This is a genomic window from Vibrio sp. 1580 (assembly GCF_033340055.1).
The window spans coordinates 1-960 of sequence record NZ_JAWOVT010000100.1; the positions used below are offsets into that span (position 1 = coordinate 1).

A 960-nucleotide genomic window follows, 5' to 3' on the forward strand; every position below is an offset into this window, starting at 1 on the left:
GTTAAATGCTGCTTTTTTGTTCAACAGTTAATGCATAGCCTTATTTTTCACATTAAAATAGCAGACTCGTCTGTTATGAAATTTGTTCCTCATGTAGGGTCAATCCCACTTCTCATTGGGAAATCTGTTCCCCCAACCCACTTTTATGCTTAATATCCTAGATGGGCATATTACTTTGAGCGTATATGGACAAGTTCTATCATTTTCTTACTCTTACTGGCATTGGACTGTATTGGTTCTTAGTTGCTGGTGTTACTTTACGCGTTGTTTTGAAGCGTCGTGCGGTGAGCGTGTCTTTAGCTTGGCTAATGATCATCTATATCCTTCCCGTGCTTGGCGTCGCGTGCTATTTCCTATTTGGTGAGCTGAACTTAGGCAGAAAACGAGCTGAACGAGCAAAAGAGATGTTTACCCCTTTTGCCAAGTGGTTTAGTCAACTCAATGATTGCCACGCGCACATGCCTGAAACCATGGGTCGCCATATCTACCGCATCGATGAACTGTGTAACAACCGTCTTGGGCTGCCTGCTCTGAGCGGGAATACTCTGTCGTTGCAACAATCTCCTGATGAAATTCTGCACTCCATCATCGAAGACATCGAGAATGCCAAAACGAGCATTCGAATGGTGTTCTACATTTGGCACCCAGGCGGCTTGGCCGATTCGGTAGCATCCGCTCTTATCCAAGCATCTAAACGTGGTGTGGATGTGAAGCTGCTATTGGACTCTGCGGGTAGCCCACGCTTCTTCAGAAGTCCTTGGTACAAAATGATGAAAGATTCGGGTATCGAGGTTATTCAGGCGCTCGAAGTGAAGATGTGGCGTATGTTCTTACGTCGTCTTGATCTTCGCCAGCACCGTAAAATCATCGTTATTGATGATGACATTGCCTATACAGGGTCAATGAACCTTGTCGATCCTGCATACTTTAAACAGAGTAGCGGCGTTGGGCGTTGGATCG

1 protein-coding gene is annotated in these 960 nt (G+C 45.4%); it reads left to right on the top strand.

Features of this window, described 5'->3' with window-relative positions; translation table 11 throughout:
• Positions 1-185: 185 nt before the first annotated feature.
• On the top strand, positions 186-960 hold a 775-nt coding region (locus R7093_RS24295), incomplete at its 3' end, for a phospholipase D-like domain-containing protein (RefSeq protein WP_318146892.1).